22 protein-coding genes and 1 pseudogene are annotated in these 24,294 nt (G+C 70.4%); 13 read left to right on the top strand and 10 right to left on the bottom strand.

The features are described 5' to 3' along the window. Nucleotides 1-1,031: HAMP domain-containing protein (locus tag ABZU75_RS27970; RefSeq protein WP_355560206.1), on the bottom strand; the 1,031-nt coding region annotated here is incomplete at its 3' end. A gap of 210 nt (nt 1,032-1,241) precedes the next feature. On the opposite strand from ABZU75_RS27970, the gene ABZU75_RS27965 reads away from it, so the two are divergent. Continuing rightward, complete coding sequence (locus ABZU75_RS27965; protein WP_355560203.1) at nt 1,242-2,690, top strand: PP2C family protein-serine/threonine phosphatase; 1,449 nt, start codon at nt 1,242-1,244, stop codon at nt 2,688-2,690. A 120-nt stretch (nt 2,691-2,810) separates the two neighbouring features. Here the strand turns inward: ABZU75_RS27965 and ABZU75_RS27960 are convergent, their stop codons facing one another. Continuing rightward, on the bottom strand, nt 2,811-4,577 hold the full coding sequence (locus ABZU75_RS27960; RefSeq protein ID WP_355560200.1) for a prolyl oligopeptidase family serine peptidase: 1,767 nt from the start codon (nt 4,575-4,577) through the stop codon (nt 2,811-2,813). A 176-nt stretch (nt 4,578-4,753) separates the two neighbouring features. Next, a complete protein-coding gene (locus ABZU75_RS27955; protein ID WP_355560197.1) occupies nt 4,754-5,584 on the bottom strand; it encodes a putative RNA methyltransferase in 831 nt (276 codons plus the stop codon). 113 nt (nt 5,585-5,697) lie between these two features. On the opposite strand from ABZU75_RS27955, the gene ABZU75_RS27950 reads away from it, so the two are divergent. After that, entirely contained in the window at nt 5,698-6,444 is a 747-nt protein-coding gene (locus ABZU75_RS27950; RefSeq protein WP_355560194.1) for an MBL fold metallo-hydrolase, read from the top strand. Nucleotides 6,445-6,460: 16 nt separating this feature from the next. On the opposite strand, the gene ABZU75_RS27945 is transcribed toward ABZU75_RS27950, so the two are convergent. Continuing rightward, complete coding sequence (locus ABZU75_RS27945) at nt 6,461-7,681, bottom strand: MFS transporter (RefSeq protein ID WP_355560191.1); 1,221 nt, start codon at nt 7,679-7,681, stop codon at nt 6,461-6,463. Between the two features lie 81 nt (nt 7,682-7,762). Beyond that, nucleotides 7,763-8,335 (bottom strand): helix-turn-helix domain-containing protein, encoded by a 573-nt coding sequence (locus ABZU75_RS27940; protein WP_355560188.1) that lies wholly within the window; start codon nt 8,333-8,335, stop codon nt 7,763-7,765. Nucleotides 8,336-8,408: 73 nt separating this feature from the next. On the opposite strand from ABZU75_RS27940, the gene ABZU75_RS27935 reads away from it, so the two are divergent. Continuing rightward, the gene (locus ABZU75_RS27935; RefSeq protein WP_355560186.1) at nt 8,409-9,644 is read left to right on the top strand and encodes a benzoate/H(+) symporter BenE family transporter; all 1,236 of its coding nucleotides are present in this window, start codon (nt 8,409-8,411) and stop codon (nt 9,642-9,644) included. A 12-nt stretch (nt 9,645-9,656) separates the two neighbouring features. On the opposite strand, the gene ABZU75_RS27930 is transcribed toward ABZU75_RS27935, so the two are convergent. Then, nucleotides 9,657-10,142 carry a hypothetical protein gene (locus ABZU75_RS27930; protein ID WP_355560183.1) on the bottom strand — a complete coding sequence of 162 codons (486 nt, stop codon included), beginning with the start codon at nt 10,140-10,142 and terminating at the stop codon, nt 9,657-9,659. A 231-nt stretch (nt 10,143-10,373) separates the two neighbouring features. Here ABZU75_RS27930 and corA point away from each other — a divergent pair, with 231 nt between their 5' ends. From corA to ABZU75_RS27910, 4 genes are all read left to right on the top strand, one after another. Next, nucleotides 10,374-11,342, top strand: coding sequence for a magnesium/cobalt transporter CorA (corA, locus tag ABZU75_RS27925; protein ID WP_355560180.1), 969 nt, complete (start codon nt 10,374-10,376; stop codon nt 11,340-11,342). A gap of 125 nt (nt 11,343-11,467) precedes the next feature. After that, a complete protein-coding gene (locus ABZU75_RS27920; RefSeq protein WP_355560177.1) occupies nt 11,468-12,136 on the top strand; it encodes a response regulator in 669 nt (222 codons plus the stop codon). A gap of 95 nt (nt 12,137-12,231) precedes the next feature. Beyond that, nucleotides 12,232-12,954 (top strand): HNH endonuclease family protein, encoded by a 723-nt coding sequence (locus ABZU75_RS27915; RefSeq protein ID WP_355560175.1) that lies wholly within the window; start codon nt 12,232-12,234, stop codon nt 12,952-12,954. Nucleotides 12,955-13,116: 162 nt separating this feature from the next. Then, nucleotides 13,117-14,394 carry an aminotransferase class I/II-fold pyridoxal phosphate-dependent enzyme gene (locus tag ABZU75_RS27910; RefSeq protein WP_355560173.1) on the top strand — a complete coding sequence of 426 codons (1,278 nt, stop codon included), beginning with the start codon at nt 13,117-13,119 and terminating at the stop codon, nt 14,392-14,394. A gap of 22 nt (nt 14,395-14,416) precedes the next feature. On the opposite strand, the gene ABZU75_RS27905 is transcribed toward ABZU75_RS27910, so the two are convergent. After that, on the bottom strand, nt 14,417-15,010 hold the full coding sequence (locus ABZU75_RS27905; RefSeq protein ID WP_355560170.1) for a class I SAM-dependent methyltransferase: 594 nt from the start codon (nt 15,008-15,010) through the stop codon (nt 14,417-14,419). A gap of 57 nt (nt 15,011-15,067) precedes the next feature. On the opposite strand from ABZU75_RS27905, the gene ABZU75_RS27900 reads away from it, so the two are divergent. Beyond that, nucleotides 15,068-15,568 (top strand): MarR family transcriptional regulator, encoded by a 501-nt coding sequence (locus tag ABZU75_RS27900; RefSeq protein ID WP_355560167.1) that lies wholly within the window; start codon nt 15,068-15,070, stop codon nt 15,566-15,568. Nucleotides 15,569-15,694: 126 nt separating this feature from the next. Here the strand turns inward: ABZU75_RS27900 and ABZU75_RS27895 are convergent, their stop codons facing one another. Further along, entirely contained in the window at nt 15,695-16,690 is a 996-nt protein-coding gene (locus ABZU75_RS27895; RefSeq protein ID WP_355560164.1) for a LacI family DNA-binding transcriptional regulator, read from the bottom strand. A 425-nt stretch (nt 16,691-17,115) separates the two neighbouring features. Between ABZU75_RS27895 and ABZU75_RS27890 the strand changes: the two genes are divergently transcribed. Then, nucleotides 17,116-18,834: a discoidin domain-containing protein gene (locus ABZU75_RS27890; RefSeq protein ID WP_355560161.1), complete on the top strand. Its 1,719-nt coding sequence runs from the start codon at nt 17,116-17,118 to the stop codon at nt 18,832-18,834. Nucleotides 18,835-18,896: 62 nt separating this feature from the next. Further along, a complete protein-coding gene (locus tag ABZU75_RS27885) occupies nt 18,897-19,793 on the top strand; it encodes a DUF1996 domain-containing protein (RefSeq protein WP_355560159.1) in 897 nt (298 codons plus the stop codon). A gap of 130 nt (nt 19,794-19,923) precedes the next feature. Here the strand turns inward: ABZU75_RS27885 and ABZU75_RS27880 are convergent, their stop codons facing one another. Further along, nucleotides 19,924-20,751: a hypothetical protein gene (locus ABZU75_RS27880; protein ID WP_355560156.1), complete on the bottom strand. Its 828-nt coding sequence runs from the start codon at nt 20,749-20,751 to the stop codon at nt 19,924-19,926. A 387-nt stretch (nt 20,752-21,138) separates the two neighbouring features. Here ABZU75_RS27880 and ABZU75_RS27875 point away from each other — a divergent pair, with 387 nt between their 5' ends. The 3 genes from ABZU75_RS27875 (at nt 21,139) to ABZU75_RS27865 (ending at nt 23,880) form a co-directional block, all read left to right on the top strand. Then, nucleotides 21,139-21,900 carry a 2,3-dihydro-2,3-dihydroxybenzoate dehydrogenase gene (locus tag ABZU75_RS27875; RefSeq protein WP_355560153.1) on the top strand — a complete coding sequence of 254 codons (762 nt, stop codon included), beginning with the start codon at nt 21,139-21,141 and terminating at the stop codon, nt 21,898-21,900. A gap of 87 nt (nt 21,901-21,987) precedes the next feature. Further along, a complete protein-coding gene (dhbC, locus tag ABZU75_RS27870; protein ID WP_355560150.1) occupies nt 21,988-23,169 on the top strand; it encodes an isochorismate synthase DhbC in 1,182 nt (393 codons plus the stop codon). Between the two features lie 42 nt (nt 23,170-23,211). Continuing rightward, nucleotides 23,212-23,880, top strand: coding sequence for an isochorismatase family protein (locus ABZU75_RS27865; RefSeq protein WP_355560148.1), 669 nt, complete (start codon nt 23,212-23,214; stop codon nt 23,878-23,880). 48 nt (nt 23,881-23,928) lie between these two features. On the opposite strand, the pseudogene ABZU75_RS27860 reads toward ABZU75_RS27865, so the two are convergent. After that, a pseudogene (locus tag ABZU75_RS27860) lies at nt 23,929-24,294 on the bottom strand (MFS transporter); the annotation flags it as partial.

The raw sequence follows: 24,294 nt of genomic DNA, 5'->3' as shown, positions 1-24,294 counted from the left end.
TCGGCGAACATCGACAGCTGGTCGACCATGGTGTTGAGGGTGTCCTTGAGCTGGAGGATCTCACCCTGGGCGTCGGCGGTGATCTTCTTGGACAGATCGCCCTGGGCCACCGCCGTGGACACCGCGGCGATCGCGCGGACCTGGGTGGTCAGGTTGCCCGCCATCACGTTGACGTTGTCGGTGAGGTCCTTCCAGACACCGGAGACGCCGCGCACCTGCGCCTGGCCGCCGAGCTGGCCCTCGGTGCCGACCTCGCGGGCGACGCGGGTGACCTCCTCGGCGAATGCCAGCAGCTGGTCGACCATGGTGTTGACCGTGTTCTTCAGCTCGAACATCTCGCCGACCGCGTCGACGGTGACCTTGCGGCTCAGGTCGCCCCGTGCGACTCCGGTGGTCACCGCCGCGATGTCGCGGACCTGCGCCGAGACGCGGCTGGACATGGTGTTGACGGCCTCGGTGAGATCGCGCCAGCTTCCCGCCATACCGCGCACCTGCGCCTGGCCGCCGAGCTGGCCCTCGGTGCCGACCTCGCGGGCGACCCGCGTCACCTCGGAGGTGAACAGCGACAGCTGGTCGACCATGCCGTTGATCGCCTTGCCGAGGCGGCGCACCTCACCTCTGGCAGCGCGGTCAAGGTCGATCCGGCGGGACAGATCGCCCTTGGCCACCGCGTCGATCACGTCCGCCGCTCCGCTGACCGGGCCGACGAGCGCGTCGATCAGCGAGTTGACCGAATCGACGCTCTCGGCCCACGAGCCCACTCCGGGACCGGGGGTGAGACGCTCGGCGAAGCGGCCTTCCTTCACCACCTCACGGCGGACCCTGTGCAGCTCGTTGGCCAGATGCTCGCGGCGGTCGGCCACCTCGTTGAGCAGCAGCCGGATCTCGCTGAGGATTCCCGGCGGGGCATGTGGCACCCGGCGGCGGAAATCGCCGTCGCGCCAGGTGATGAGCGTCTGCAGGATCGGTCGTAGATCCGATTCGCTGTAACGTCGCTCCTCGACGTCGGACACGGTGTTGACCGTGGTCATATGACCTCCTTGACTCCCGGGGGCGCAGCCGTGAGTCACCCCAGTCTGTCACGGTGCGCAATGTGTAGTCCCACCTTCGATTGACCCCATGTCAACGGGAAGTGTGGTAGTCACGGAATAGTGACCAGTGCTCCTCGCGCCGTCTTGGCAGCGACCTTCACCCCGGGACACACAGCTGTCCCCGCCGTCAGGCGGTTCACCGTGGAGGTGATGACCGCCTGGGCCGCCGTGTCCGTGCTGGCGGCCGCCGAGCGGCTGGCGGCCGAGCTTTCCTCGCAGGTGGGAGACGCCCCCTTCGAGGTCGTCTGGAACCACCTGGGCGACGGGTTGCAGATCGAGGTGCGCCAGCAATGGGCCCCCGAGCCGAGCCCCTGCGCCCCGTCCGTACCGGTGGAGGAGTGGGGTGTCACCTTCGCCGGTCAGCAGCGCACGCACTGGGCCAGGCTCCGGCTGCCCGGTTCCTCCGGGCGGCCGTCCTCGGAGTGGACCGCCGAGGAGCCCAGCCGCGGGCCGATCTGGATGGGTTTTCTCGCCGACGCCAGCGATCTGCTGGCGGGCACCCTCGATCCTGACATGGTGCCCGCGATCATCTCGCAGATCGTGGTGCCGAGGCTGGCCACCTGGTGTGCCGTCTACACGTGGAGCAACGGCGGCGGCCCGCAGCGCCCAGCCTACCTCTGGCACACCGATGAGCGGCGCATCGACGAGCTCCGGGAGGAACTCGCCACCGTCCAGATCCCGCAGGCCGGTGGTTCCATGCAGCTCGCCGACTCGCAGGTGCTGGTCATTCCGCTTCTCGCGCGCGGGCGCACGCTGGGCGCGATGTGCCTTGGACGTCCCGACCGGTTCACCGAGGACGTGCTCCAGTACGCCGAGGACATCGGCCGCCGCGCCGCCCTCGCCCTGGACAACGCCCTGCTGTACGCCACTCAGGCGGCGGCCAACCGGGCGCTCCAGCGCAGCCTGCTCCCTCCCGACGAGCCCGGCGAGATCCCCGGCCTCGACCCCGCGGTGGTCTACGAGCCCGCGGGGGAGACCAACGAGGTCGGCGGCGACTTCTACGACCTGTTCGCGGTCGGCGACAAATCCTGGCGGTTCGCGGTCGGCGACGTCTGCGGGACCGGCCCCGAGGCCGCCGCGGTCACCGGCCTGGCCCGCCACACCCTGCGCCTGCTCGCCCGGGAGGGGTACGGTGTGGCCGCCGTCCTCGACCGCCTCAACCAGGCCATCCTCGAGGAGGGCGACCGCGCCCGGTTCCTGACGCTGCTGCACGGGGAGATCACGCCCGGGCCGAGCGGTCTGAACGTGTCGATGGTCTCCGCCGGCCACCCGGAGGCGCTGCGGTTGCGACCCAGCGGCGTCGTGGAGACGGTGGTGACCTCCCAGTCGCTGCTCGGCGTCTTCCCCGAGGCGACCTTCAAGGCGGAGGTCGTCCACCTCGACCCCGGTGACGTGCTCCTCGCGGTGACCGACGGGGTCACCGAGCGCCGCAGGGACGGGCGGCTGCTCGACGACGACGCGGGTCTGGCCAAGCTGCTCGCCGAGTGCGTGGGCCTGTCGGCGCGGGCGGTCGCCGAGCGGATCCGTCGCGCCGTCCAGGACTTCGCCCCCGAACCGAGCGCCGACGACATGGCGATCGTGGTCCTGCGAGCACGCTGACGGGGCCGGCCTCGATCCACGGGCAGATCCTCTGCCCGCCGTGGTCGGGCGGCTCCTCGCCGGGGTGTCGGTCACCGCGGCACGCCGCGGCTCCCTCCTGCGCCTCGCGCCGGGCAGGGGCTAGATGTCGGTCTTCACGTGTCTGCGGGCGAAGTCCAGCTGCGCCGACATCTGCGCGATGCGCTCGGAGACGACCAGTGAGCCGTGGCCCGCGTCGTAGCGGTAGACCTCGTGCTCGTGGCCGCGCCCGGCGAGCCTGGCCACGTACGCCTCGATCTGCCCGATCGGGCAGCGCGGATCGTTCTCTCCGGCGAGGATCAGCAGCGGCGCCTCGACCTGGTCGACGTAGGTGATCGGAGAGCTGCCCGCGTACCGCTCGGGCTGTTCCTCCGGTGAGCCGCCGAGCAGCGCGCGGTGGTAGGAGCGCAGCGCCTCCGCCTCCTCCGCGTAGGCGGCCGCGTGGTCGGCGATCGGCACCGCGGCGATGCCCGCCGCCCACATCTTGGGCTGGGTGCCCAGGCCGAGCAGCGTGAGGTAGCCACCCCAGGAGGCGCCGGACAGCACCAGCCGGTCGGGGTCGCAGACGCCGCGGTCGACCAGGGCGTCCCTGACGGCGGTCACATCGGCCAGCTCGATGTGCCCGACGTCGCCGCTGAGGGCGTTCCGCCAGTTCGAGCCGTACCCGGTGGAGCCCCGGTAGTTGACCCTTACGACCGCGAAGCCCAGGTCCACCCAGGCGGCCACCTGTGGCACGAAGGAGTCGTCGTCCTGCGAGGTGGGGCCGCCGTGCAGCAGGAAGACGGTGGGGAAGGGGCCGGAGCCGCGCTCGGGGCGCGAGACCAGGGCGTGGATCCGGCCGCCGGGCCCCTCCACGTCCACGTCCTCGACCGGGACCGACGGTGGTGAGGTGGGGCCGCCGTGGCTCATCACCATGTGGCCGTTGGTCGACCGGATCAGCGGTGGGTGCGCCCCGCTGGACCAGGCGTACTCGACGGAGCCGTCGGGGCGGGGCGCGGCGGCGTCGATCACGCCGTGCTGGGTCTCGATCGGGAAGAAGCCGCCGCCGGGAAGGTCGTAGCGGCTCAGGTGGGTGCGGCCGCGGTGACCCCGCACGACGAGCAGCGAACGGCCGTCGCCGTACCAGTCGGCGGTGATCTCCCCCGGGTCGCGCAGCCAGATCTCCCGCTGGTCGCCGGTCTCGGGATCCCAGACGAGGGGTTCGCGGCGGCCCCTGCGCTCGTGCAGGGTGAGCAGCCTGCGATCTCCGGACAGCGGCGCGAAGCGCAGGCCGGAGACCGCCTTGCCGGGACCGTCGTACAGGTCGCCGACGACCTGACCGTGGCGCCGGAGCACGCGCAGCGCGGGGTGCCGGGCGTCGCCGTGCTCGCTGTGGCTGATCGCGATCAGCGAGCCGTCCAGGGAGACGGCGGAGACGGCGGCGGCCTCGGCGTGCTCGTAGATCGTCCGAGCGGGCTCACCCGGCCTGACGAGGTGGATGGTGAAGCCGCGGCCGGGCCTGGCCATGCCGATGACCGCCTCACCGGTCGCCGAGAGCCCGAGGCCGCAGGGGAAACCGGGGTCGAGGTCGATCGGCTCGTCGGGGCCGCCGTAGAAGGGCTGGCGCATCCACCGGCCCCACTCGTCGCCGTCGGTGTCGTCGAACCACCAGATCCACTGTCCGGTGGGGTCGAGCGCGCCGTGTGAGGTGCCCTTGGGACGTGAGGTCACCTGGCGGGTCGAGCCGCCCGCGCGGTCCCAGGTGTAGACCTCCCACGCCCCTGAGGCGTTACTGCGGTAGACGGACCGGCTGGGAGCCTGGACCGCCCACACAGGCAGCGTCGCGCGCGGCGCGCGGAACCTGGCCTGCCAGCGTTCCTCCGCCTTCATAGGGCGCTTCCCTCCGTCAAGGCGTCAGCTTCACGCGTTCAGTCGCGGGCTCGCCGGATTGCGGTCCAGTATGTCGTCTTCAACGGGTAATTGCTTGAGTAATGTCCGGGAATTTCGGACTAAATGTCACATCAGTAACAGGCGTCCCGAAGGTGGCTGTCAAGCACACGGCTTGCTCAGGGGCGGTGCTTAAAGATAGACATACGGAAAGAAGCCTCCACGGGGCTCATTTCACGAAGTCCTTGGACTTTTCTCCGCATAACTTCCGCATCCATGTGCCAGGCACTGGGCCCCATTCCCACGACCGCCCCGACCGCGTCGTGTCCCAGGGTCATCTCGAACTCGTGGATGCTCCGATCGGTCTCGACGAAGTGTTCGCTCAGGCTCTCCGCCATCCGTCGCTCCTTCGACTCGTCCACCGACAGAAGTCCCAGCCGCTCCACCAGTGGTACGAGGTGCCGCGAGGTGGGGGTGACCACGACAAGCTCACCGTCACCCCTGAGCACTCGGGCAAACTCTGCCCCGTTTCTTGGGGCAAACACATTCAGAAGCACATCTATCGTGCCATCTCTCAGCGGCAGTGGTCTCCAGACGTCGGCCACCACCGCCCCCAGCCGGGGGTGTGCCCGCGCGGCCCGCCTGATCGCGTGCTTGGAGACGTCCAGCGCCACTCCGACGGCCCCCGGCAGCTCGTCGAGCACCCGCGCCAGGTAGTGGCCCGTCCCGGCCCCGGCGTCCGCCACCGCCTTCGCGCCGGTAGGGCAGGCGCCGGCGATCGCTTCGGCAAGGGGGGCGTAGTGCCCGGCGCCGAGGAAGGTGTCCCTGGCCGCCACCATGGCCGCGCTGTCGGCCGTCCCGGGCACCCGTGACCCGGTCAGCAGGCTGACGTATCCCTGCCTGGCCACGTCGAAGCCGTGCCCCAGGGCGCACCCGAGGACCCGGTCGTGAAGGGTCAGAGCGCCTCCGCAGACCGGGCAGGCGAGGTGTTCGACGACATCGTCCAGCATCGCTCCATCATCTCGCGTTCCGCCGCAGCTGAATTGTCATGAAATGTCCCTACGATGCGAGCGGTGTCTCCCCATGGCGAGGGCGGGAACCACTCAATCGAACAGGAGAGCGAATGCTTCACCAGCCGATAACGGTCGCCGGGGTCGAGGTGTTCCCGCTGTGTGACGCGGTGGGGCCGATGGGCGACTCGATCCGGCGCCCGATGCGGGAGATGTTCCCCGGTGGCTGCCACGGCGAGCCGGACGAGTGGATCCTGCACTTCCACTGCTACCTGCTGCGCGACGCGGCGGGCCGTACGGTGCTCGTCGACACGGGCATCGGCCCCGACGACTCGCCCGCGTCGAGCTGGGCGCCGGTGCCCGGCGCGCTGGGTGCGGAGCTGGCCCGGGTGGGGACGGCCCCCGAGGAGGTGGCGGCCGTGGTCATCACGCACCTGCACAGCGACCACGCGGGCGGGGCGGTGGTCGCGGGGGCGCCGGCCTTCCCCAACGCCCGGTACGTCCTGCAGCGCGCGGAGATCGACGCGGCGGCCGAGACGGTCCTGGACCACGTCGTCCGGCCGCTGGGCGAGCGGGTGCAGGCCGTGGACGGCGGTGCGGAGGTGCTGCCGGGCATCCGGGTGCTGCTCGCGCCGGGGCACACCCCCGGCCATCAGATCGTCCAGGTCGGCGATCTGCTGCTGACCGGCGACGTGGTGCTGCATCCGGTGCAACTGGAGAACCCGCGGGTGACCTACCTCTACGACGACGACCCCGAGCTGGCCGCGGCCACGCGGGTGGAACTGCTCGACCGGGTCAGGGCGGAGCGGGGAACGATCGGCACCGCCCACTTCGCCGAGCCCTTCACCCGGATCGTCTGACGGGAGACAGCCGGCCCTACGTGCTCGCCTGGGCGGCGGAGAGCAGGCGGCGCGCCTTGCCCCGGTAGCGAATGACCTGGACGACGCCCAGGGCCCAGATCGGATACTGCGTGGCGAACGCCCATCGGAAGGCCTCCGGGCCGCTCCCGCCCACCAGGTCGAGGGTGACGCCGATCAGCACGATCACCGACACGGACGCGACGAAGCCGCCGCCGTTCACGATGCCGGTGGCCACGCCGATCCGGGTGGCCGGGTTGAAGGTCCTGGCGTAGTCGAAGCCGATCAACGACCCGGGGCCGTTGGCCGCCAGCACCACCACGAGCGTCACCAGCAGCCAGAGCGGTGCTCGCCCCGGCCAGAGCAGTACGGCGGTCCACGCCCCGGCGGTGGTACCGATCACGACGAGCACCATCCGGGAGCGGTGGAAGGGGAACCGCCCGGCGAGGTAGCCGAGCAGCGGCCCGCACACCATGCCGCACAGGGTCAGTGTGGACAGCAGCACGCCCGCCGTCGAGGGGGACAGCCCCTGGCCCTGGACCAGGAAGGGATATCCCCACAGCACCAGGAAGGCCGCGGCCGAGCACTGGGTGGCCGCGTGGGTCCACATGCCCAGCCGGGTGCCGGGCTCGGCCCAGGCGGCCTTCAGGCTCGGCGACTCCCCCGTACGCTCGGGGCGCGCGTCGCGCACCACCATGACCAGCAGGAACGCGGAGACCACGCCCAGAACGGCGGCGCCCATGAAGGTCGGCGTCCAGCCGTAGGTGTGCAGGGAGTGGATGAGGGGCACCGCGGAGGCGATCGCGCCGAGCTGGCCGATCAGGCCGGTGAGCTGGACCATCAGCGGGTTGCGACGGGCCGGGAAGGAGAGGCCGACCAGCCTGATCACGCTGATGAACGTCATCGCGTCCCCGCACCCGATCAACGTCCGCCCGGCGACCCCCGGCAGCAGGCCTTCGGCCAGGGCGAAGACGAGTTCGCCGCAGGCCATCACCATGGCCCCCAGGACCAGCATGCGCTTGGAACCGAGCCGGTCGACCAGCATCCCGACGGGCACCTGCATGCCCGCGTAGACCAGGAGCTGGCACATGGCCAGGACCGAGAGCCCCGCCGCGCCGACGTCGAGCCTCGCCGCCGCCTCGATGCCCGCCACGCCCAGTGATTGCCGGTGGAACACGGCTATGACGTAGGCCAGTACACCCGTGGCCCAGATGAGAATCGCTGTGGACCGTGGTGTCATACGGCAAATATTACTTTTTGGAAATTTTACGAATTCGAGTGGGTCACCGAGCGCCGGCGGAGGCCGCGCGGGCCGCCGGGATCAGCGGCGCGGGTAACGGATGAGCAGGCTGGCGTGGACGTCCTGGTCGCCGAGGGCGGCGTAGGTGTGCGGAACGTCCGACCGCCAGGAGATGTGCTCGCCGGGACCGGCCCGCAGGGGGGCACCGGCCGGTCCCGCGCTGAGCGTGCCGGCGAAGACGGTCAGGTACTCGGTGACGCCCCTGTGGTGGGCGGGCGAGATCTGTGGCGCCCCCGCGCGGATCACCAGCCGGTAGAGCTCGTAGGTGACCTCCGCGTCCTCGAAGACCTGGAGCAGCGTCCCCTCCGTGGCGGTGCCATGCATGACGGGGACCGTGGGGCCCGAGTCCTCCGACGGCGGGGTGCCGAAGGCCATGGCCAGGGGGACGCCGAGCTCGGCGGTGATCGCCCAAAGGGTTTCCAGCGTGGGGTTGCGGGTGCCGTTCTCCAGGCCGGAGAGCGTGGCCTTGCCGACGCCGGCGCCGCGGGCGAGGGCGGACAGGGAGATGCCGCGCTCTTCACGCAGTCGGCGGATCCGCCGCCCGATGTCGGCCATGTCGCCGTCCACAGCGGGGCGTTGTGCTTCGGAGTCCATGGGGCTATCGTGCAGCACCGAAACCGTTCCGTTTACGGAACGATCGATGCCCCCCTCGCGTGAGGACCGACAGATGACACGCCTGCTTCAACCCGTGCTGGCCGGAGTGGTGACCGCGGTGGTCGGCTTCGCCAGCTCCTTCGCCGTGGTCCTGGCCGGGCTCAGGGCCGTGGGCGCGGACCAGCGACAGGCGGCGTCAGGGCTGCTCGCACTCTGCGTGGCCAACGGCGTGGTGGCCATCTGGCTGGGAGTGCGGCAGCGGCTCCCGATCACCATCGCCTGGTCTACGCCGGGAGCGGCGCTACTGGTCTCGACCGGAGCCGTGGAGGGCGGTTTTCCCGTCGCGGTCGGCGCGTTCGCGGTCTCGGGGCTCCTCCTCACCGCGGTCGGGCTCTTCCCCGTCCTGGGACGCTGGATCGCGTCCATCCCCACCCCGATCGCCGGTGCCATGCTCGCCGGGGTCCTGCTCGACCTGTGCGTCGCGCCGGTCAGGGCGCTCGCCGAGGTACCGCTGATGGCCGGCCCCGCCGTTCTCGCCTGGGCGCTGCTGAGCAGGTTCGCCCGAGGGTGGGCGACCCCGGTGGCCCTCCTCGTCGCCGTCGCGGCGATCGCCCTGACCGGGCCGGGGCTGGGAGCGGTGGACGTGCGGCCGGTGGTGGAGGTGACCGTCCCGTCCTGGAGCGTCCAGGCACTGGTCAGCGTCGCGCTCCCGCTGTTCCTGGTCACCATGGCCTCGCAGAACGTGCCGGGCATGGCGGTCCTCGCCGGGTACGGCTACCGTCCCCCGCTGCGGGGGATCCTCGTCTCCACCGGTCTGGCGAGCACGCTGGGCGCTCCGCTGGGCGGCCACGCGGTGAACCTGGCGGCGATCAGCGCCGCCCTGGCCGCCGGGCCCGACGCCGACCCCGACCCGGCCCGCCGGTGGATCGCCTCGGTCAGCGCGGGCGCCTCGATGATCGTCCTCGGCATCGGCTCGGGTCTGGCCACGGCGCTCGTCCTGCTCTCCCCGTCGTCGCTCATCGAGGCCGTCGCCGGTCTCGCCCTGCTCGGCGCGTTCGCCTCGGCCGTCGCCTCCGCGGTCGCCGACCCCGAGGGCAGGGAGGCCGCGGTCGTCACCTTCGTGGTCACCGCCTCCGGGCTGACGATTCTGGGGGTCGGCGCCGCCTTCTGGGGACTCGTGGCCGGCGGGCTCATGACGCTGCTGCACCGCCGCCGGAGATCCCCTCAGACTCCTCCGAACACGGCCATGGCGAACGCCGGCGGCCCGGGTACGTCTCAGCCGGGGCGGCCCGCGGGCAGCCCCGGCTGAGGGGAGATGTGACTAGTGGTGGTCCGGGCGCCCGTGGCGACCGGCCACGAGCTGGTCGGTGGAGGGCTGGCGGGGCACCTCGACCCGGGGGTGGGGCGCGGTGTCCTCGGCGCGGTCGTCGACGCCGTCACGGTCACGGTCGACCACGGGAGCCGCGGGAGCCGTGGGAGTGGCGGGGGTCGCTTCGAGCTTGCGCTCCAGTTCCCGCTTCTCCTCCTCCAGGCGGATGACCCGGTCACGAGCCTCCGCGCGCGAGGTACGGAGCCTGCGCCGGTGCGCGGACGAGCGCCGCATCCCGGCGAACATGATTCCCAGGCCGAGCAGGAGAACCGCTCCGGTGGCCACACCCGCGAAGAAGAGCTCCAGCTGGGTGAGCTGGATCACGCGGTCGAACATGGTGAACGTCGCGGTGGTGGTCGATGCTGCGGTCTCGTCCCAGGAGACCGCGATCACGGTCGCACCCGCGAGTACGATCAAGAGAAGTCCCAGCACTATCATGTGACCTCACCTCAGGCTTCGGCTGTTGTGGTAGGCACTGCTGCCCCGGGCGGGCGGGATTATTCATGCGAATCCCCGTGGCCGCCGGGGAATGTGGCGGACCGGCCGCCAGGAGGCGGGCGCGGCTCTCCGGCACCGGGCGATCCGGTCCCCCGGCCGAGGCATGAGGTCTGAAGATGTGGATCTGACGGGGATTCCAGGTTTGCCGGCGCGGGTCTAGGGTGGGCGCCCATGGACCGCACTCGCCTGTACCGCAACGGGGTTCTGGAAGCCGAGGGGTTTCCCATCGACGACGTCTCCGAGCACGTGGGGGACACATCGGCCGTCGTCTGGTTCGACCTCTGCTCGCCCACCCAGGCGGACCTGGCGAAGATCAGCGAGGAGCTGGGTCTCCACCCCCTGGCCGTCGAGGACGCGATCCACAGCCAGCAGCGCCCCAAACTCGACACCTACGACAGCCACCTGTTCATCACCGTCTACGCGACGAGGCTCGCGGAGAAGGGGCTCGACTTCATCGAGATCTCGATCTTCATGACCAGGAACGCCCTGGTCACCGTGAGGGAGAGCCCCGAGTTCGACATCGACGAGGTGATCAGGCGCTGGGACGCCAACGCCGACATGGCCAAGTTCGGGGCGCCGTATCTGCTGCACGCCCTGCTCGACTACATCGTGGACGGCTACTTCGAGGTCCTCCAGGTGGTGGACGACCGGGTCGAGGAGCTGGAGGACGACCTCTTCCAGAACAGCTCCCGGGACATGCAGCACATCCAGCGCCGGACCTTCGACATGCACAAGAAGCTGGTGCGCTTCCGGCGGCTGGCGGTGCCGACGCGCGAGGTCGTGGGCAGCCTGCTGCGCAGGGGTGAGGACGTCATGGACCGTGGGCTGACCCCGTACTACCAGGACGTCTACGACCACACGCTGCGCACCGCGGAGTGGAGCGAGTCGCTGCGGGACCTGGTGAGCAACGTCCGCGAGGCCCATATGAACCAGCAGGGATTCCGGCTCAACGACATCATGAAGAAGATCACAAGCTGGGCGGCCATCATCGCGGTGCCCACGATGATCACCGGCTTCTACGGGCAGAACGTGCCCTACCCCGGCTTCGGACAGCCGATCGGGTTCTGGGTGTCCACGGCCCTGATCGTCGTGGGCACCATCCTGCTCTACCGGGCGTTCCAGAAGCGCAACTGGCTCTGATCCGGCCGGACCCCGTGCCCACTCCGGGTATTTGGTCGGCCGTAACCTGGCTTCGGGGAAGGGGACCGGCCGCCGGAGACCGCACCATGCCCCTCCCAGGCTGTGCCCGCAACCGTGGAGGACCCGTGACGCGCATCCTCGTCGTCGATGACGAGCCCCAGCTCCTGCGGGCGCTGAGGATCAACCTGGTCGCCCGCCGGTACGAGGTGGCCGTGGCCGCCGACGGCGCCGCCGCCCTGCGCCAGGCCGCGGATTGGCACCCCGACCTGGTGGTGCTCGACCTCGGCCTGCCCGACATGGACGGGGTGGACGTCATCCAGGGGTTGCGCGGCTGGACCACCGTCCCGATCATCGTGCTGTCCGGCCGGGCCGAGGGCCATGACAAGGTGGAGGCCCTGGACGCGGGCGCGGACGACTACGTCACCAAGCCGTTCGGCGTCGACGAGTTGCTCGCCCGGATCCGCGCGGTGTCGCGCCGCACCTCGGTTCCCGAGGAGGAGCCGGCCCGGTTCGTGATCGGTGAGCACGAGGTGGACCTGGCGGGCAGGACCGTCTCGGGTGGCGTGCGGCTGACCCCCACCGAGTGGCGCCTGCTGGAGATACTGGTCCGCAACCCCGGCAAGCTCATCACCCAGCGCCGCCTGCTGAACGACGTCTGGGGCTCCTCGTACCACAAGGAGACCAACTACCTGCGCCAGTACATGGCCCAGATGCGCAAGAAACTGGAGCGCGATCCCGCACACCCGGTCCATCTGCTCACCGAACCCGGCATGGGCTACCGCTTCCAGCCCTGACCGATCGGGTCTCAACCCGCGGACACCCCCGTGTCAACCAACCGATTTCCGGGAATCGGTCAAGAACGGGCCGGTAGACCCTTCTGGAGGCATGGGTGGGCACGCGGGGGGTGGTCGCCGTGGTGCTGGGCGCCGCGATGCTCTTCTCACTGTCGACGCACGGCGACACGCGCGCGAGGGCCGCGCCGGCGAGGGTCGTGCCGCTGGACAACCCGGACGGCCTGCGGCCCGGGCTGGCGCCGGTCAGGTCGGCCGGAGACCGGGGTGCCGCGGTCAGGTTGATCAGCAGGCTCCGGGTCGGGCAGATGGGGTCGAAGGCCGGCTACAGCCGGGCCAGGTTCGGCGCGAACTGGGCCGACACCGCCAGTGGCGTGCCGTACGCGCGCAACGGCTGCCGTACCCGCGACGACCTGCTGGCCCGCGACGGCGAGGAGGTGCGCTACCGTCGCGGATCCGGCTGCGTGGTCGTCTCCATGAGGCTGCGTGATCCCTACACCGGCCGGATCGTGCGCTGGAGCAAGAAGCGCTCCGATGAGATCCAGGTCGACCACGTGGTCCCGCTCTCCTACGAGTGGCGGATGGGAGCCTCCCGCTGGTCGCGGTCCAAGCGGATGCGCATCGCCAACGACCCGCTCAACCTCCTCCCGGTGTACGGCGGCGCCAACGAGGCCAAGGGCGGATCGGGGCCGGCCTCCTGGCTTCCCCCCAGGCGCGGGGTCCGCTGCGCCTACGTGGTCCGCTTCGCCCAGGTGGCCCTGAAGTACCACCTGCCGGTCACCCGCGCGGACAAGAGGGTCATGCTCGCCCAGTGCCGGTGACCTCCAGCGGACCGGTCAGAAGCGGCGGAGCGGTTGCGCGGTGAGATCTTCTATCCTTTGGAACCGACCCCGGCCACCTTCGGAGCCGTTCCTCCACCGTCCTCCCAGTCGGTCGCCGGCTGCCTCCGGAGCCGATCCAGACCAGCAGGCGAAGGGACTCCCATGACCTCTCCGGCACTGACCATCGACGAGCTGACCGCTCAGCGGGACGACGCTCGGCGGGACTACGACGCGCTGGTGCGGCGCGGTCTCTCCCTCGACCTCACGCGCGGCAAGCCGTCGGCGCGGCAGCTCGACCTCTCCGAGGCCCTGCTGGACCTGCCCGGCGGCCACACCGCCGCGGACGGCACCGACTGCCGGAACTACGGCGGGCTCCAGGGCCTGGCCGAGCTCCGGGAGATCTTCAGCGGGCCCCTGCAGGTGCCCGCCGCCCAGCTCGTCGCCGCGGACAACTCCAGCCTCTCGCTGATGCACGACTCGATGGTCCACGCCCTGCTCGGCACGCTGCCCGGCGCGGAGCGCCGCTGGGCCGACGAGCCGCGGGTCGCCTTCCTGTGCCCGGTTCCCGGCTACGACCGCCACTTCGCCCTGTGCGAGCGGTTCGGCATCGAGCTGATCGGTGTGCCGATGAACGCCGAGGGGCCGGAGATGGACGTCGTGGAGCGTCTCGTGCGGGAAGACCCCCAGGTCAAGGGCATCTGGTGCGTGCCCAAGTACAGCAACCCCAGCGGTGTCTCCTACAGCGACGAGACGGTGCGGCGTCTGGCCGCCATGCCGGCCGCGGCCCCGGACTTCCGGATCTTCTGGGACAACGCCTACGCCGTGCACCACCTCACCGACACGCCGGCGGAGATCGCCGACATCCTGGCGCTGTGCGCGGAGAGCGGCAACCCCGACCGCGTCTTCGTCTTCGGCTCCACCTCGAAGGTCACCTTCGCAGGTTCCGGCGTCTCCTTCTTCGGGGCCTCCCCGGCCAACGTGGCCTGGTTGCTCGGACACACCGCCAAGCGCACCATCGGCCCTGACAAGATCAACCACCTCCGCCACGTGGAGTTCCTCCGCGACGCCGACGGCCTGGCCGAGCACATGCGCCGCCACCGGGAGCTGCTTCGGCCGAAGTTCGACGTGGTCGAGGCGATCCTCGCCAAGGAGCTGGGCGGCACCGGCCTGGCGACCTGGTCCAGCCCCACGGGCGGCTACTTCATCGGCCTCGACGTGCTGGAGGGCTGCGCGCGCGAGGTGGTGCGGCGGGCCGGTGCGGCGGGCATCGCCCTGACCCCCGCGGGCGCCACCCACCCGTACGGGAACGACCCCCGCGACAGCACCATCCGCATCGCCCCCACCTACCCCGAGCTGGCGGAACTGGAGTCGGCCATCCTGGGCCTGACCACCTGCGTGCGCCTTGTCGCCACCGAGAAGCTCCTGGCCGGAGCCCGCTAGGAGTCGAGGCGGATTCCGCGCTTCAGGGGGTTTCGACCACGACCCGGCCGATGAACCTGATCGGCAGGCGGCTGGTGCGGACGGTCTCCAGGCGGACGGGATGTCCCGGGAACGCGGCACGGGCGGCGGCCTCGGCCCGGCGCAACGCGAACCGGAAGTCGTAGATCCAGATGCGGCCGCCGGGGCCGAGGACCCGGCGCAACTCGCGCAGTCCCGCGGCGGCGTCCGGCCAGTGGTGCTGGCTCATGCTGGAGACGATCAGGTCGAAGCCACCGTCGGGGTAGGGGAGGTCGGCGACGTCGCCCACGGCGAAGTCGACACGGCCGGCGAGCCCGGCCTCCGCCGCGTTCTGCCGGGCGCGGTCGATCATTTCGGCGGACAGGTCGAGGCCCTCGACCCGCAGTTCCGGCAAGGCACGGGCGATCGCGAGAGGGACCCGCCCGGGGCCGGTGCCCACGTCGAGCACCCTGGTTCCCCCCGCGGGCGCCGCCGACACGACGTCGGCCGTGACCTTGGTGTAGAGGGGACGGAATCCGCGGCTGATGAGCCGGTCGTAGAGGCCACCGTGGTGGAAGAGACCGAACAGGCTCGCACGGGCACGATGGATGGCACGCATGACGCTCTCCTATAGTTGTAAAGCACAACTGTGCACTGTCGAGCATAGGATAGATAGTTGTACGATACAACTCATGGGGGGGCGTTCCCCGATGACGAGCTGCGTGGTCTGTTGAAGCTGCTTGTCAGGACGGGTGGACTGCTCGAACCGCATGACTACGGTGGCCTGCGCGTCTCCCTGTCGGAGGTGTTCGCCCTTGGTGAGCTCGCCGACTCCGGGACGCTCTCCCAGGGGGAACTGGCCACCCGGCTGAGCCTGGAGAAGAGCACGGTGAGCCGTCTGGCTGCGGGCATGGAACGGCGGGGGTGGTTGTCGCGCGAACGGGACCCGGCCAACCGCCGTTTCTACCGTCTCCGCCTCACCCCTGACGGATGGACCGCCGCCGAGCGGGTCGGCGCCGACCTGCGCACCACGCACGCCGCGCTGTTCGAGGGGCTCACGGCCGACGAGCGCGCCGGCCTCACGCTCGGGCTGACCGGCCTGGCCCGCGCCCTCCAGGGCAGGGACCACGCCGGGCGCGGGCGGGTTCCGCCCCACCTCCCGGGCGACGTCTCCTGAGGACATTCCTGGGCGGCGGAGTGCGTCACCGTGCTTCGCGGAGGGAAGGCCCGAGGCGCCCACCGCAGGGATGGGGCGCCGTTCACCCCGGACCGCGCCCGCGAGAACTCCTTCGATTCCCGGCGGCTAGCTGGACTCCCTGATCACGAGCCGGGTCGGGAGGATCACCGGGGCGGCGTCCTCGCCTCGTAGCAGGCCGAGCAGCAGGCGGGCGGAGGCGGCGGCCTGCTCGCCCATCGGGCTGCGCACCGTGGTGAGCGGGGGGTCGGTGTAGAGGGCCGCCTCGATGTCGTCGAACCCCACCACCGCCACGTCGTCGGGCACCCGCCGGCCCGCCCGGCGCAGCGCCCGCATGGCGCCGATCGCCATCAGGTCGTTGGCGGCGAACACCGCGTCCAGCGCGGGGTCGTCCTCCAGTAGCTGTGCCATGGCCTCGGCTCCGGAGATCCGGGTGAAGTCGCCGATGGCCACGATCGAGCGCCGTCCGGTCTCGCTCAGCACCTCGCGGTAGGCGCCCAGCCTGTCCTGGGCCGCGGACATGTCCAGTGGCCCGCAGATGGTGGCGATCCTGCGCCGCCCCCGTTCCAGCAGGTGCCGCACCGCCTGGGCGGCACCGCCGACGTTGTCGTTGTCGACCCAGGGTGCGGCCACCTGAAAGACGGGCCTGCCGTGTGAGACGAGCGGGACGCCCGTCGTGGCGAGCGCCGCAGGCAGCGGGTCGGCGCCGTGCATCGACACGAGCATGACCGCGTCCACGTGGCGGGCGGCCACGAACTGCCTGGCCCGCAGGCGGGCGTCATCCGAGCCCGCGAGCATGAGCACCACCTGCTTGCCCGCCGCCTCGAACTCGCGGCTGGCCGCGCGCACGACCGTGGAGAACATCGGGTCGTCGGAGACGAGCCCGGCCGGTGGGTCGGAGACGATCACCGCAATGGAGTCGGTGCGCCGGGTCACCAGGCTGCGCGCCGCCGGGTTGGGGACGTAGCCCAGCTCGTTCACCGCCCGCATGACCAGGTCGCGGATGTCCGAGGCGACGGTCGGCTCGCCGTTCACCACCCTGGAGACCGTTGATTTGGACACGCCGGCCCGGGTGGCGACAGCCTCCAGGGTGGGTCGTCTCATGTGCTTCTCCCCGCAGTCCGTACCGCTGACTGGCCGGTGGTGCCGGAACGTGCGGTGCCACCTTCAAGAAGCCTAATCGAGGATCATGAAGAGAGCGCTCCCTCACAAAGGGTGATCAGAGGTGAGATTTCTGTCAATACCGAGAACGGAGTCGATTTTTCCTCCTCGGCGACCCGTGAGGAAATCTGAGAAAACGCTCCCTAAAAAAGATCTTCTTAACTCCAGCTCACAGCCGCTTACAACGGTACAAAGCGTTTTGCGGGAGCGCTCCCTGAAGTGTGCGGTTGATTGCCGGATCATGTGCAGCCCGTTTCCTGCTGGTTAAACGGGTACTTGACAGGCCCTGTCGGACGAGAGCACTCTCTGCTTGAGAGAGCGCTCCCCGACCCGTACCGGTACGCACCCCCGTCCCCCGAGGAGACGCCATGCCCTCGCTTCGAAGTCCCGGCCGCCGTGTGGTCCTGATGATCGCCGCGGCCGTCACCCTCGTCACATCCTGTCTCGCCGTCATGCCCGCCTCCGCCGCCGACACCCTGCTGTCCCAGGGCAAGACGGTGACCGCCTCGTCCGCGGAGAACGTGGCCTTCCCCGCGTCGGCGGCCGTCGACGGCGACGCGGGCACCCGCTGGTCCAGCGCGTTCGCCGATCCGCAGTGGATCCAGGTCGACCTCGGTGCCACCGCGACCATCACGCAGGTGTCGCTGAAGTGGGAGACCGCCTACGGCAGGGCCTTTGAGATCCAGACCTCGCCCAACGGCACCACCTGGACGCCGATCTACTCCACGACCACCGGCACCGGCGGCGACCAGACGCTGGCGGTCAACGGATCCGGTCGTTACGTGCGGATGTACGGCACCCAGCGCTCCACCCAGTACGGCTACTCGCTGTGGGAGTTCCAGGTCTACGGCACCATCGGTTCCACCGGCCCGGACCCCGACCCGGGCGCGCTCAAGCTGCTGTCCTACGGCAGGCCAGGTGCGGCCTCCAGCTCCCAGCACGACGGGAACTGCTGGGAGTGCACCCCGGCCAGGGCGTTCGACCGCGACCCGGCCTCCCGCTGGGCGACCAGTTCCACCACCGGCTGGGTCGACCCGGCCTGGATCTCCGTCGACCTCGGCGCGACCGCGCAGATCAAGAAGGTCGTGCTGCAGTGGGATCCGGCCTACGCCAAGGCGTTCGAGATCCAGGTCTCCGCGAACGGGACCACCTGGACGCCGATCTACTCCACGACCACCGGCACCGGCTTCAAGCAGACGCTGAACGTCGACGGGACCGGCCGTTACGTGCGGATGTACGGCACCCAGCGGGCCACTCCCTACGGCTACTCACTGTGGGAGTTCCAGGTCTGGGGCACCGGCGGCGCCCCCATCACCCCGCCGCCGCTCCCGCCCGACCCGGCCAACCCGCCAAGGCTGGTCTGGAGTGACGAGTTCAACGGCGCGGCGGGGACCAGGCCCGACGCGGCCAAGTGGACCCAGGACCCGGGAACCGGCCCGAACAACGAACTGGAGTACTACAACCCCAACAACACCGCGATGGACGGCAACGGCAACCTCGCCATCACGGCCCGGCAGGAGGCCACCCCGGGGTCGGCGTGCCCGGGCGGGACCTGCCAGTACACCTCGGGCCGGATCAACACCGGCGGCAAGTTCACCTTCACCTACGGCAGGGTCGAGGCCCGGGTCAAGGTCCCGAAGGGCAACGGCCTGTGGCCGGCGTTCTGGATGATGGGCGCCGACTTCCTCACCGGCAGGCCGTGGCCGTACAACGGCGAGATCGACATCCTGGAGGTTCTCGGCAAGGACGTCAAGACCGCCTACTCGACGGTCCACGCACCCGCCTACAACGGCGGCGGCGGTGTCGGCAGTCCGTACACGCTGCCGACAGGCGCGGACTTCTCCGACGACTTCCACGTCTGGGCCGCCAACTGGGACAGCAAGGGCATCGTCTACACCCTGGACGGCCGGACGGTCTTCACCATCAGCAAGGACCAGGTCGAGGCGACCCGGGGCCCGTGGGTCTTCGACCACCCCTTCTACATCATCCTCAACCTCGCGGTCGGCGGCGACTGGCCAGGACCGCCGGACGCGAGCACGGGTTTCCCCAAGCAGATGCTCGTCGACTACGTACGCGTCTACCAGTAACTCCACCGCTCCCCGGTACGGCTCGGCGAGCCGTACCGGGGGACCTCCCAAAGGAGTCACCCATGCACCCGGCACTCTCCCCGGCCGGCCTCCGACGCCGGTTACGCCCGCTGACCCTGATGACCACACTGCTGGCGCTCCTGGGCACGTCCCTCGTCCTGCACACCCCGCAGGCCGCCGGCTCGTCCGCGGCGGTCGTCCGGGTGGCGGAGTTCCTCGCCGACTGCCCGTTCAGCCATCGCCTGCCCGACGACCCGATCGTCTTCCCGGGACTTCCCGGCGCGTCGCACATGCACAGCTTCTTCGGCAGCACCTCCACCAACGCCCACACGACGCTGGCGTCCCTGCAGAGCTCTCCCAGTAACTGCAACCCGCGCGTCGACCTGTCGTCGTACTGGGTGCCGACCCTCTACAACGGCAACACCCCGGTGGAACCCACCGGCACCACGTTCTACTACCTGGGTGAGGGCGTCCGCGACGACATCATCGCGCGGACCCAGCCGCTGCCCCTGGGCCTGCGGATCGTCGCGGGCAACGCCAAGGCGACCGGGATCGACGACCCCAGCAGCAACGCACGCTGGTCGTGCCTGCACGCCGGGCACGTGGGGTCCTCCAAGGACTTCGTCAACTGCCCGGCGGGCACCATGCTGGAGTCCTACCTGGACTTCCCGCAGTGCTGGAACGGCAGGGACCTGGACTCGGCCGACCACAAGAGCCACATGGCCTACCCGGTGGGCGGGGCCTGTCCCGCCTCGCACCCGGTGCCGGTGCCGAAGCTACGCCAGGTGCTGAGGTACCCGGTCAGCGGTGACCCGGCACAGCTGCGGCTGGCATCCGGGCGCGGATACACGATGCACGGCGACTTCTTCAACGCCTGGCCCCCGGCCGAGATGGAGCGCCGCCTGCGCGACTGCATCCGCCCGATCATCAAGTGCGGCGCGGACGGTACGCCGTCCTGACACTTGACAACCGTGTCAGGACGGTGCCCCGTCCTGACACCGGTGGCGGGATCCGGAACACCGGGCCCCGCCACCGGCGGGCTGGGCGGGGCCGATCGGACCGGCGACGCGGGTGTCCCCATCGTGCCTACTAGCCCGTGGCCTCGGCCGTCTGCGTCTCCTCGGCGAGGGTGCCGCACTTGAAACCCGCCTCCCGCTCCGGGTTGAGCCGGATGGATTCGAGGATGGTCTTGTCCATGGAGCGCCGGATGGTCTCCATCTTGTCGCAGTCGTAGAGGACGTACGCGCCGTTGCTCTCGCCGAGCAGCATCATCCACCGGCTGTCGTAGAGCGGCTTGTCGTTCTCAGCACTCCGGAGAACGGCCCACTGGTCCTGGAAGCCGACGAAGGGGAGAAGGTCGTTGGCCTTTCCCGTCTCCCGCATCTCCATCGCCCCGCTGTACATCTGCAGGATCAGCAGGAACCCCAGGCCGAGGCCGGTGAGGGCGCCGACGAGCACCTTCATCCCGGCGCGGCCGACGGGCTTGCGGCGCAGCAGCCGGAACGGCACCAGGAAGGCCAGCACGCCAAGCACCACGGCCACGACGACCTTGGCGGCGAGGTCGATCTCGCCGAAGAGGTTGAGCAGGCCCCAGTAGGTCGCGCCGCACCACAGCGCGGCGATTACAGCGATCAGCCAGGGCCGCCGCCGTACGGCGTTCGCGAGCTTGCCGACTGTGCCGAAGGTCACCTTGTCGGCCAGCCAGATCACCCCGACGATGACGCCGAGCAGCGGCAGGACGACCAGCAGCAGCAGGATCAGGGTGCCCATCAGCCGGCCGAGCAGGACGGACTGGTCGATCCCCGCCTGCTCCGGGCTGATCTCGAACACCTCGTACATCGACTGCACGCCGAGGTAGAGCACGGCGTAGAGCGCGACGCCGATCGGGACGACGACCGAGCCGATGCGCTCGATCATCTCCAGGACACCACTGCCTTCCTCCTCTTCCGATGGATCTGTCGGAGCTGCCGGAGGAGTGTCTTGCGAAATAGGGGGAATATGCACAGGTTGCTCAGAAATATCCTGGCTTGTCATGAAGAGTGATCATAAGCCGTAACGATTGACGTGACATAGCTAGAAGACAAACGCGTCAGCCCCTTGGTCATCCATGCGAAAGCCCCAGGAATCGGCACCGCTCCGGCCCCCGCGCTCCTCATACGTCGCCACGTCCGGCGGTCAGGAGTGTTCGTATCAACCTCCGTGATGTCCGCCTGATCTGTGAAAAGTAACTATAAGTTTTTGCTGCGCGACTTAAAGTAATGGCACTAGCCTGCCTACCGGCGAGAGGCTGACGGAGGTGGGGACATGCTGGCGGAAGGCGGAGTGGCCGTGGTCACCGGTGCGGCGCAGGGCATCGGCGAGGCGGTGGCGCGAGCCCTGACGGTGGCGGGCACGCGGGTCGCCGCGCTCGACGTGAACGCCGAGCGGATCGAGCGGGTCGCCGCCGGGCTCGGCACCGCGGTCGCCTACCCCTGCCAGGTCGCCGACAGCGCCGCCGTCGACGACGTCGTCGCGAGGGTCGAGGCCGACCTCGGCCCGATCGAGCTGCTCGTCAACGTGGCCGGAGTGCTCTGCTCGGGATCGGCCGTCGCCACCAGCGACGACGACTGGGCCAGGACCTTCGCCGTCAACACCGGTGGGGTCTTCCACCTGTCCCGCGCGGTCGCCCGCCGGATGATCCCCCGTAGATCCGGGGCGATCGTCACCGTGGGGTCCAACGCCGCGGGCGTGCCGCGGATGAACATGTCGGCCTACGCGGCCTCCAAGGCGGCGGCCGCGCAGTTCACCAAGTGTCTCGGCCTGGAGCTGGCGCCGTACGGCATCCGCTGCAACGTGGTGTCGCCCGGTTCCACCGACACCCCCATGCAGCGTGCCCTGTGGACCGGCGGCCACGACGCGCGGGCGGCCATCGACGGATCGCCGGCCACCTTCCGGGTGGGCATCCCTCTCGGCCGTCTGGCCGACCCCGAGGACATCGCGAACGCGGTCCTCTTCCTGGCCTCCGACCGTGCCAGGCACATCACCATGCAGGACCTGTACGTCGACGGGGGCGCCACGCTCCGGTAGCGGAACGGTCCTCTCCCAGCGCCGGCCGCCCGCCGGCGCTGGTCCCTCCTATTCCTGGATCCCCTCCTGACAGGAGAGCTTTTCCCCATGTCGCCGAACGACGCCCTCACCATGTCCCGAATGCCGGACCTCCTGGAGGATTACGAACCCGGCACCTTCTTCTTCACCTCGCCGACCCGGACCCTGCTCGCCAGGGGGGTGTGCCAGGAGGTCCCCGATTCGGGGGCGACGAGCCTGCGAGACCGCGTCGCCTCCGCCCTGCGGGACGCCAGGAGCTCAGGTCACCCCAACCCCGTGGTGGTGGGCGCGATCCCCTTCCGCGACGACCGCCCGCCACGCCTGCTGGTGCCCGCCGCCGTCTGCTGGACGAGCCCACCGGCCGGCCTGCCCGCCGGTCCCGAGCAGGTCACGGACACGTTCACCGGATTCGGCCCGGTCCCCGACCCCGGTGACTACCTGCGCGGAGTGGAGAAGGCACTGGTCAAGCTGACCGCGGGAGAGCTCAAGAAGATCGTGCTGGCCCGCGCCCTGGACGTCACCCTGGGTGCCCCCGTCGACGTCGGGCGGGTGCTGCGCAACCTCATCCGGCGCGACCCGCAGGCCTACGGTTACGCGGTCGACCTGCCGTCGAGCACCGCCACCGCCCGCACGCTGCTGGGGGCCAGCCCGGAACTGCTCGTCTCCCGGTCCGGCCGCCGGATCACCACGAACCCGCTGGCCGGGTCCGTACCCCGCCACCCGGACCCCGTCGTCGACGCGGAGCGGGCCCGCGCCCTGCTCGCCTCCGACAAGGATCTTCGCGAGCACGCGCTGGTGATCGAGAGCATCGTGGAGGTCCTGCGCCCGTACTGCCGGGAACTCTCGGTGCCCGACGGACCCTCGCCGCTGTCCACCGCCTCCATGTGGCATCTGTCGACCCGGATCACCGGCGTGCTCGACGACCCCGCGGTCACGTCGCTGGAGCTGGCCACCATGCTGCACCCCACCCCCGCCGTCTGCGGCACCCCCGCGAGCGCCGCGCGCCAGGCCATCGAGGAGATCGAGCCGTTCGACCGCGGTCTGTACGCCGGCCTGGTCGGGTGGGGGGACTTGGCGGGCGACGGCGAGTGGGTCGTGACCATCCGCTGTGCCGAGGTCGCCGACCAGACCCTGAGGCTGTTCGCCGGTGCGGGAATCGTCGCCGGTTCGGTGCCGGAGACCGAGCTCGCCGAGACCACCGCCAAGTTCCAGACCATGCTCCGCGCCGTCGGCCTGGGCCAGGACCGCTGATCCACCGTCTGGCCCACCATCACAGGAAAGGAGACAGCACCCGTGGCCCTTCCCCAGATCGCCTCCTACCCGCTGCCGGGAGAAGGCGATCTTCCCGAGAACCAGGTGACCTGGCGTCCTGATCCGCGCCGCGCCGTCCTGCTGGTCCATGACATGCAGAACTACTTCCTCGCCCCCTTCGCCGCCGGTGCCCCACCGCTGACCGGGCTCATCGACAACATCGGCCTGCTGCGCGAGGCCTGCGCCGGGCTGGGGGTCCCGGTCGTCTACTCGATGCAGCCCAGCGGCCAGAACAGCCACCAGCGCGGCCTGCTCCGGGACTTCTGGGGCTCGGGCATCCCCGGTTCGCAGGAGAGTGAGATCGTCGCGAGCCTTCTCCCCGCGGCGTCCGACATCCTGCTCACCAAGTGGCGCTACAGCGCCTTCCGCATGACCGACCTACGCGCCCGGATGGACGCGATGGGCCGCGACCAGATCATCGTCTGCGGTGTCTACGCCCACATCGGCTGCCTCATGACCGCCTGTGACGCCTTCATGCAGGACCTGCAGCCGTTCCTCGTGGCCGATGCCGTCGCCGACTTCTCCGAGGAACACCACACCATGGCCCTCGCCTACGCCGCCCAGCGTTGCGCGGTCACGGCCGTCACCCGTGGCCTGCTGCGCGGGTGGGACCCCGCGGCGCCGCCCACCGGGCCGGCCGGTGACGGGTAGCCGGCCGCCGGAACCCGCTCCGCGAGGCCGGGCCGCCCCCGAGGCGCGTCACGTCGTCGCCGGAGCGGTCTGTGGTGAGGCCGCCAGGCGTCCCGATCGATCCAGGGCGGCCACGGCCGCGGCGCAGCCAAGGCCGATCAGCGTCAGGGCCAGCCAGGGCAGGCTCGGCAGACCCAGCCGCGCGCCCAGATCCAGCGCCCACCCGGTGAGCAGGTTGCCCGCGGCGATGCCGATGCCGGCCAGGGTGCTGTAGAGCCCGTAGTAGGTACCCACCATGTGCCGGCCGCCGAAGGTGGCGATGGTCGCCATCTCGAACGGGTAGATGATCATGGTGGCCAGGCTGAGCAGCGCCGCCGTCCCCAGGACGGGGAGCAGCACGAGCACCCCGGCGACGCCGCCGGACGTGCCGGCGCC

It is taken from the genome of Streptosporangium sp. NPDC005286, assembly GCF_040607515.1.
Taxonomy (GTDB): domain Bacteria; phylum Actinomycetota; class Actinomycetes; order Streptosporangiales; family Streptosporangiaceae; genus Streptosporangium.
Note: the sequence above shows the minus strand (reverse complement) of the source record. Positions and strands in the feature narration are given on the sequence as shown.

Excerpts from the sequence above, each read along its gene's own strand:
- ABZU75_RS27965 (WP_355560203.1), top strand. The coding sequence starts at position 1,242 with ATGACCGCCTGGGCCGCCGTGTCCGTGCTGGCGGCCGCCGAGCGGCTG.
- ABZU75_RS27960 (WP_355560200.1), bottom strand. The coding sequence starts at position 4,577 with ATGAAGGCGGAGGAACGCTGGCAGGCCAGGTTCCGCGCGCCGCGCGCG.
- ABZU75_RS27955 (WP_355560197.1), bottom strand. The coding sequence starts at position 5,584 with ATGCTGGACGATGTCGTCGAACACCTCGCCTGCCCGGTCTGCGGAGGC.
- ABZU75_RS27950 (WP_355560194.1), top strand. The coding sequence starts at position 5,698 with ATGCTTCACCAGCCGATAACGGTCGCCGGGGTCGAGGTGTTCCCGCTG.
- ABZU75_RS27945 (WP_355560191.1), bottom strand. The coding sequence starts at position 7,681 with ATGACACCACGGTCCACAGCGATTCTCATCTGGGCCACGGGTGTACTG.
- ABZU75_RS27940 (WP_355560188.1), bottom strand. The coding sequence starts at position 8,335 with ATGGACTCCGAAGCACAACGCCCCGCTGTGGACGGCGACATGGCCGAC.
- ABZU75_RS27935 (WP_355560186.1), top strand. The coding sequence starts at position 8,409 with ATGACACGCCTGCTTCAACCCGTGCTGGCCGGAGTGGTGACCGCGGTG.
- ABZU75_RS27930 (WP_355560183.1), bottom strand. The coding sequence starts at position 10,142 with ATGATAGTGCTGGGACTTCTCTTGATCGTACTCGCGGGTGCGACCGTG.
- corA (WP_355560180.1), top strand. The coding sequence starts at position 10,374 with ATGGACCGCACTCGCCTGTACCGCAACGGGGTTCTGGAAGCCGAGGGG.
- ABZU75_RS27910 (WP_355560173.1), top strand. The coding sequence starts at position 13,117 with ATGACCTCTCCGGCACTGACCATCGACGAGCTGACCGCTCAGCGGGAC.
- ABZU75_RS27905 (WP_355560170.1), bottom strand. The coding sequence starts at position 15,010 with ATGCGTGCCATCCATCGTGCCCGTGCGAGCCTGTTCGGTCTCTTCCAC.
- ABZU75_RS27895 (WP_355560164.1), bottom strand. The coding sequence starts at position 16,690 with ATGAGACGACCCACCCTGGAGGCTGTCGCCACCCGGGCCGGCGTGTCC.
- ABZU75_RS27890 (WP_355560161.1), top strand. The coding sequence starts at position 17,116 with ATGCCCTCGCTTCGAAGTCCCGGCCGCCGTGTGGTCCTGATGATCGCC.
- ABZU75_RS27885 (WP_355560159.1), top strand. The coding sequence starts at position 18,897 with ATGCACCCGGCACTCTCCCCGGCCGGCCTCCGACGCCGGTTACGCCCG.
- ABZU75_RS27880 (WP_355560156.1), bottom strand. The coding sequence starts at position 20,751 with ATGATCGAGCGCATCGGCTCGGTCGTCGTCCCGATCGGCGTCGCGCTC.
- ABZU75_RS27875 (WP_355560153.1), top strand. The coding sequence starts at position 21,139 with ATGCTGGCGGAAGGCGGAGTGGCCGTGGTCACCGGTGCGGCGCAGGGC.
- dhbC (WP_355560150.1), top strand. The coding sequence starts at position 21,988 with ATGTCGCCGAACGACGCCCTCACCATGTCCCGAATGCCGGACCTCCTG.